The organism is Microcoleus sp. F10-B2 (assembly GCF_036704965.1).
Classification (GTDB): domain Bacteria; phylum Cyanobacteriota; class Cyanobacteriia; order Cyanobacteriales; family Microcoleaceae; genus Microcoleus.
In genome coordinates, this window is the sequence record NZ_JAUBTB010000170.1 from 1 (window position 1) to 7,232 (window position 7,232).

At 47.9% G+C, this 7,232-nt stretch carries 6 protein-coding genes; 2 read left to right on the forward strand and 4 right to left on the reverse strand.

The window, feature by feature from the left end; all coding sequences use genetic code 11:
* Positions 1-10 precede the first annotated feature (10 nt).
* A complete protein-coding gene (locus tag QUA99_RS31855) occupies positions 11-178 on the reverse strand; it encodes a hypothetical protein (RefSeq protein ID WP_333245343.1) in 168 nt (55 codons plus the stop codon).
* Positions 179-641: 463 nt separating this feature from the next.
* Between QUA99_RS31855 and QUA99_RS31860 the strand changes: the two genes are divergently transcribed.
* On the forward strand, positions 642-1,199 hold the full coding sequence (locus tag QUA99_RS31860; protein WP_333245340.1) for an HPP family protein: 558 nt from the start codon (positions 642-644) through the stop codon (positions 1,197-1,199).
* Between the two features lie 110 nt (positions 1,200-1,309).
* On the opposite strand, the gene QUA99_RS31865 is transcribed toward QUA99_RS31860, so the two are convergent.
* The 3 genes from QUA99_RS31865 to QUA99_RS31875 all read right to left on the reverse strand — a co-directional run bounded on the left by QUA99_RS31865 (position 1,310) and on the right by QUA99_RS31875 (position 6,396).
* Complete coding sequence (locus QUA99_RS31865; protein ID WP_333245337.1) at positions 1,310-2,479, reverse strand: phosphodiester glycosidase family protein; 1,170 nt, start codon at positions 2,477-2,479, stop codon at positions 1,310-1,312.
* 145 nt (positions 2,480-2,624) lie between these two features.
* On the reverse strand, positions 2,625-5,750 hold the full coding sequence (gene ppc, locus QUA99_RS31870) for a phosphoenolpyruvate carboxylase (RefSeq protein ID WP_333245334.1): 3,126 nt from the start codon (positions 5,748-5,750) through the stop codon (positions 2,625-2,627).
* A 421-nt stretch (positions 5,751-6,171) separates the two neighbouring features.
* Positions 6,172-6,396, reverse strand: coding sequence for a hypothetical protein (locus QUA99_RS31875; RefSeq protein WP_190693723.1), 225 nt, complete (start codon positions 6,394-6,396; stop codon positions 6,172-6,174).
* Positions 6,397-6,568: 172 nt separating this feature from the next.
* On the opposite strand from QUA99_RS31875, the gene QUA99_RS31880 reads away from it, so the two are divergent.
* Entirely contained in the window at positions 6,569-6,895 is a 327-nt protein-coding gene (locus QUA99_RS31880; RefSeq protein WP_333245332.1) for a helix-turn-helix domain-containing protein, read from the forward strand.
* Positions 6,896-7,232 lie beyond the last annotated feature (337 nt).

Consider the following 7,232-nt stretch of genomic DNA (forward strand, 5'->3'; position numbering starts at 1 on the left):
CTGCTTTCTATTATGCCATCAGCTTAGCCTGACAATTGTCTGAGTATTTATACTGATTGCCAAAGTGGGATGCTCCCGCCGGAAAGCCGATCGCCGTTCTCGAACCCACGCCCACAACATGAGAATCTTTAAAACCTTCCGATAAAGGAGACAGCCAAACTTTCCCCCCTTTAACCAATCTCGGCCCGCAAGTCAAAGAAAACCAATATTGACTCCAATCCAGCTTACGTTTACTGGGCCTGGCACCTTACAAATAACCTCTCGCTTTACCCTCATCAATAACTCTGACGGCTAACGGTGAAGTTTTGCGACTGCCGATAACGTCTGTTGCCAAACCGACCAAACTCGCTAGTCAGTTCCAACTGAGATGTTGCACCATTGTCAATAAGCCTTTGATGAACGGGCTCTGGGGCCCTTTCCACAAGAGGAAAATCTACTCTTTGTGGAACAGGCCGGAAAGCCTGTTCTTGAGAATGGTACCCGATGTGAGTTCCAACCGAGTGGTTAGCTGCGGCTTGAGTAGCATAGAAGTAAAAAATCTGTGCCTTTAACTACTTTTTGAGCAATTGTTATGATATCTTAACTTTACCGGAGGCTAGTTCAGACAATTTAAGAAGCCTGGTTATCAAGTAACCTGATTTATGATTGACAGTAAAAAAATTCGACTGAAATGGGAAAGTTATTGGTTTAAAACCTTTGGGAGATGGCGATCGTGTCCATTGACCTGCCCAGTAGACAGACCTCATCCTCGGCATATTTTTTGGAGTTGGATTGGCAGTTTTTTGGCAATTACTGCAACGTCCTATCTGGCTGTAAAAACTAATTCTCCTTTACTAATGGCTCCGTTTGGCGCTACAAGCGTTCTGATCTTTGGTGTCCCTGACAGCCCTTTGGCTCAACCCCGGAATGTCATTGGGGGCAATTTCTTAGCTGCTCTCACCAGTTTAATGATTCTGCATTTTCTCGGTTCTTCTCCCTGGGCGATGGGAATGGCTGTTTCTAGTGCGATCGGAATTATGCAGATTACCAGGACTCTACATCCCCCTTCGGGAGCAGTTGCCTTAGTCGTCATGATGACCAAACCAGACTGGAAATTTTTGCTAACACCTGCTTTTGAGGGATCGATAATCTTGGTCTTGTGCGCCGTCATCTTTAATAATTTAGCGGCAGAAAGGACGTATCCCCAGCACTGGTTATAGCCTTGTCTCTAATGATTTCATCCTTCCCTCGGGAGCACCACCCAAAATATGGATGCTCCCTCGATTCCTTCTTCCTTCTTCGTTCTTTCTGCCATCCGTTACATCCCGATTCAGTGCGCGTTGCCGAACTTCCTTCTGCTAGATCGATCGAAAAACACGGATTTGTCCGGCGTTGGTCGAGCTCCCTTTTGAAAGCGTTCCCAGGACTCCTTTAACTGAGCCGGCGCCGGATATTCTTTATCGTAAACCACCAGGACATTCGTCAAATTCCGTCCCGGCGGCAATAAAATCTGCCCTTGATGAGCCAAACCCACGGAAGCGCCCCCGTCCAAATTCATCGCTTCAAAACAGCCAATCGCCTGCATAACTTTAGCTTCTGCTTCCAAAGACAAACTATCAAGAAAAGTCACCAAAAATAACTTATCTCTGGAAGCCGGAAAGCCGATCGCCGTTCTCGAACCCACGCCCAAAACACGAGCATCTTTAAAACCTTCCGACAAAGGAGACAGCCAAACTTTCCCCTGTTTAACCAATCTTGGCCCGCAAATCAGAGAAAACCAATGTTGACTCCAATCCAGCTTACCTTCGATTCTCGCCGTCACCATTTCCAATTGATTTCCCGCTTTAATTCCCAAAGTCGTGCCGTAATTTTCCCATCGGCTGTATTTCAGAAACTTACCCGCCGCCACCATATTTCCCAGCACAGATTTCTGCTCATCTTTATCAAAAAAAGTCCCGTTAGCAACAACAGCAGCCCGGTAACGCGCGACCATATTTTCAAAAGGTTCGTCGCCCCGCGTTACTTTAGAAGTATTTGCAAAATCGGCATTATTAGCTAACCCAATTGTGAGATAAACTTCGGGGTCTGCGAGGTCAATAGTTGTGAGATAAAAACTTGCGCCAGCTACATTTTGGCGGCTGACTTGTACGGGTTTTGCTTGCTTAGGAGAACGTTTGATAATTTGAGGTTGAGACGGCTGCACAGCAGGAGAATTTTCGGGCGATTTTACAATAGGATTACTCGGCAGAGGTTGATTGGTTTTTGCAGATTTTACAATCGGATTGTTAGGGAGATGTGGAGGAGTTTGATTGGATTCTATACTGGATAAAAAAGCGAGTGACTTTTGCCACAGTTGACCCGCCAGAGTCAAGAAACTATCTCGATTTTGGGCGATCGCAAAATAGTCAGCCACAACCCGCGCCAAAGCTAAGCCCGTTAAAAATAAAAAAGTGCGCCGCAGCATCGGGCGACAACCTTCAGACTGTTTGCGTTTAGACATAAAAAAAATCTCAGCTAGGATAGCGAACAGTTTTCTATGGCTGTGACTACAATCAATGGGCGATCGCGCGAATTCTGAAACTACCAGTAGCAGGGTGCGCCGGGCCGCGCACCTTACCACTAATTCAAAACTCAAAACTATTTCCCTAGCCGGTATTCCGCATCCCCGCAGCAATTCCATTAATCGTCAGCAGAGCTCCCCGCAACAATTCACCCTTGCTGTAACGCGAGTGAATCACCCCCGGAACCCCGCCACTACCGTGCTGCCGCAAGCGTTTCAGCAGCGAAACCTGCAACAAACCCAAAGGCACAATCGTCGCATTTCGCAACTGCACCGATCGCTGTAGCGATGGATCTTCGTCCAACAAACGTTGGTGTCCGGTAATCGTTAAAACCAAATCGCGAATCAAGTGAAATTCGGCAGCAATTTGATCGAATAAAGCCTTAAAACGCTCCTTATCAGCAGGCAAAGCTAACTCCCGCACGTAATGTTCTGCAATCTGCAAATCCACCTTAGATAAAGTCATTTCCACCTTAGAAATTACCATTCTAAAAAACGGCCATTTCAAGTAGAAATACTGCAAAAGTTTCATGTGTTCTTCCGGTTCCTCCAGCAAAAACTCTTGCAAAGCCGTACCGACACCGTACCAAGAAGGCAGCAAAAAGCGGCTTTGAGTCCAGCTAAACACCCACGGAATTGCTCGCAAACCGCTGATGTCTTTTTTGCCGCCGCGCCGGGCAGGACGAGAACTAATTTGCAACTGGCTGATTTCTTGAATCGGGGTAACTTGGTGGAAGAAATCAACTAAATCCGGCTGTTCGTAGATTAAATGGCGGTAGTGCGATCGCGATCTCGCCGACAACTCCTCCATAATCTCATTCCAAGGGTCGATGCCATCAAAACCAGTGTGCAGCAAACTAGCTTGAATTACCGCCGTCGCCACAGTTTCCAAATTGTAAAGCGCCAACTCCGGCAAAGAATATTTAGAAGCCAAAACCTCGCCTTGTTCAGTAATCTTAATGCGCCCGCTAATACTCTTTCCAGGCTGAGCCAAAATTGCCTTGTAAGCAGGCCCGCCGCCGCGCCCTACAGAACCGCCTCGGCCGTGAAAAATCCGCAACTCCACACCGTGTTTTTCCGCAACCATTTGCAAAGCCTTTTGAGCTTTGTGGATTTCCCAATTACTGCTGAGGAAACCCGAATCTTTATTGCTGTCGGAATATCCCAGCATCACCTCTTGCAATTTGACAGTTTCGATTGGACATTGGATATTTTCTTCGCTTTTTTCCGCTATTTCCTGCGCGTATCCTCCTGTTAGCAAAGCTCGATAAAGCGGCAAATCAAAGATTTGCTGCATTACTTCCGGCGCTTTTTTCAAATCTTCCACAGTTTCAAACAGGGGAACTACTTGAATGCTGCTAATTCCTGTCGCCGGATCGTAAAGTCCGGCTTCTTTTGCTAACAGCAAAACTGCCAGCAAATCGCTGACATCGTGGCTCATGCTGATGACGTAAGTTTGGCAAATTTCCGGGCCGAACTCCTGGTGCATTTGCCGCAATATTCGGAAGGTATTGATCGTCTCGCAAGTTTTGGGAGAAAAAGGCAATTCTGCTGGAATTAAAGGGCGGCGAGTTTGCAGTTCTGTTGCGAGCCAAATAATTCGATCGCATTCCGACATTTGATTGTAAGACTTGGGCAAAATTTGCAAGTATTCAGCAATTTCGCTCAAAGCGTCGGAGTGTACTGTGGACTCTTGGCGGATATCCAGGTAAGCCAGATTAAACCCGTAAATTTCTACTTGGCAGACCAAATTTTCCAAGTCCCGACAGCTCAAACCTGTTTCCACTAAATTGCGCTCGATGAGCTGCAACTCGGCTAAAAACTCAGCGCCCGATCGATAAAGCCCCGACATTCCGGGATTTTCTGACAAAGCTTCGCGTTCCCGCTGCAACTCGTCTCCTTTGTAGAGCCGCCAATTGCGATCGCGCGTATTTTCCAGCCGCTGGAGTACGTAAGCCAGCTTCAGGCGATAAGGTTCTTGGCGGTAGCGAATCGCCCACTGCTCGTAAACATCCGGGAATTCCGATTTGTCGCGATCGAGAGATTCCAGCAATTCCGGGAGCACGTCGCTCCAGTGCAGCGACAGACTCAACAGCTCGTTGAGCCGCTTCACAGCGGAGATGTACTTCTCTACCACTAAGTGCCGCTGATAGCAAGCCGTTTGCCAAGTTACCTTAGGAGTCACAGAAGGATTACCGTCCCTGTCCGATCCCACCCACGAACCGAACTTGCAAAAATTGTAACTCGGGGGTTTCAGATAAGGATAAGAAGCGTGCAGAGCTTGCTTGAGGCGGTGGTAGAGTTCGGGAATAGCATCAAACAGCACTTCCTCGAAGTAGTGCAGAGTGTACTCCACCTCATCAAGAACAGTCGGCTTGAACTGGTGCAGTTCGTCAGTGCGCCACCAGAGGCGAATTTCTTCCATCAGTTGCTCTTGGAGAGCGGCCGCTTCCCAGCAAGACACCGGGTAAGGGCTTGAAGAGTCTGCCCCGATCACCTGAAATTTTTCGTCAACTTGGTCTAGCTGTTGGAGAATTTTCGCCATCCGCCGCTGCTTGGTGCGGATCGTGTGGCGGACAATTTCCGTGGGGTGAGCTGTAAATACCAAGCGGATGTCTAACTGATCGATCAAGCGCTGGATTTGCTGGCTCGGCACGTTCAAGCGCAGCAGCATCGGGAACAGTTGGTGAAAAGTGCCGGCATCTCGGGCGATCGTCTCGCTGCTGTCTGCACCGCGAGGAGCCATTTGGGCGGGGCCAGGGCCTTCCCTGTGGCGCGGGCGATCGGGCGCATCCGTTGCTTGTCCGGGCAGCTTAGAAAACATCCGCCCACCAGCGTCGTTGCTGCTAGCGTAAGCTAGCTGTTGGTCTCGCTGTTCGTAGTGCTGTTCGACAATGTTGATCAACTGAAAATACAGTGCAAAAGCCCTAGCGGCGCGGATGGCGGCGTTGAGGTCGAGCTTTTCGATTAGCTGTACGACATTAGACTCGCGAAAGTGAGTGGCTTGTCCCTCGGCGGAATTGACCGATCGCATTTGTTGGAGCAAATCCACCAATTCCTGCCCGCACTCCTGTCGCAGCACCGATTCCCACAAGTCCTCTACAACTTTGAGGCGATTTCGCAGAAACAGGTCTGATTTTGAGTAAGCGGGAGAATGGGAAATAGATGTTGCATCAATAGCCTGTTCTGAAGACTGGAGGACTGAACTCATCGGGCTGTTCCTCAATAGCTGCGGGTGTCAAGAAAATTGTATGGTTTAGTTTCGCCTAAAACACTTTTGTTTGCAGTCAAATCTGAGACAACTTCTTGCAACGTAGAAAGTAGAAGGCACTTATGTACAAAGTATAAGGAAAGATTAATTCTTAGACCACAGATTGTACCTATTGTCAAGCTTTCATATCACTTTACTGGCGATTTTAGATTTTAGACGATCGGCGTGAGACGTTCGGCCAGGGGTCAGTGGAGTCGCGCTAAGTCGAACAATTTGAGATTTACTCCCAAGATGAATCTGGGAAGTTGAACTAGGGTCGAAAATTTTTATCTGTCCCCGACAGGAGTACGTGGCACCGTATCCGTTTTTGGGCGGGGTCAAAAAAATTAACTTCTAGCTGCAGCATCCTTCCTTGGGCTTTCTAATCCTGTGATTGAGGAAAGTTGAGCACGGGGAGGCGCGAACCCCGAAAGACTTCTTCGCTTTCAACGCCGATCGACGCAACAAACTCAGCAGCAGCTTTAGCCACCACCAACCCGCCCAGCATGGGTAAGGCGACCAAGCTCAATAAAATGTCTGAGGGAACTGGCAACTTTGGACTGTTAGGTGTTTTAGTTTTGAGCAAGTCTTGGTTTTCCGACGGCATAAATTTCTCCTGTGTCAATCCGTAATCCTCAGTTTACAAGGCCAATAATCATCTTGACCGAAAATTTGGGTGCAAGCCCCGTCCTTTTAGGACGGCTTTAAGTAGACTTCTTGAAAAAGCGTTTCAACGTTTGCTCATGGTTGTGGTAGAGTCAGGTAGGAGGATAGAGCAAATGTTTCATTTAGTCTACGAATTCAAACTCAAACCAACGGCAGGACAAATAGCAATCTTTGAAGATTGGCTAGAACAATGCCGTCGCGTATACAACTACGCATTGGCAGAACGTAAACATTGGTTTGAGTCTCGTAGTTGTCGAATTAACGCTTGCTCTATCCGATCTGAGTTCATCATTCGGGCCGAAACAAAACGACCAACTTATGCAAGCCAGTGCAAAAGTTTAACTACGGCTAGGGCAAACATACCCACATTGGCTGCCGTCGCCGTACACGTCCTACAGCAAACACTGAAAAGGCTTGAAAAAGCGTTTGTGAGTATGTGAGAACAAAAACACGGTTTCCCCCGCTTTAAGAAAGCAGGAACAATGCGATCGTTTGTGTTCCCACAATTGGGGGTTAACCCCGTCCAAAATCAAGCGGTGAAGCTCCCTAAAATTGGTTTGGTTAAGTTCCATCAATCACGGACTATCCCTGATGGTGCAACGATTAAGCAAGCAAGGATAGTCCGTAGGGTTAGCGGTTGGTACGTGATGTTAACCCTACAATGGGACGTTTCAGTACCCACTCTAATGCCCCACGGTGAAGCAGGGTAAGAGCATCTCAATTAGGCTTGACACAAGGACTCAGAAGAATCTAATGTAGGGTCAAGAAAACAAGAAA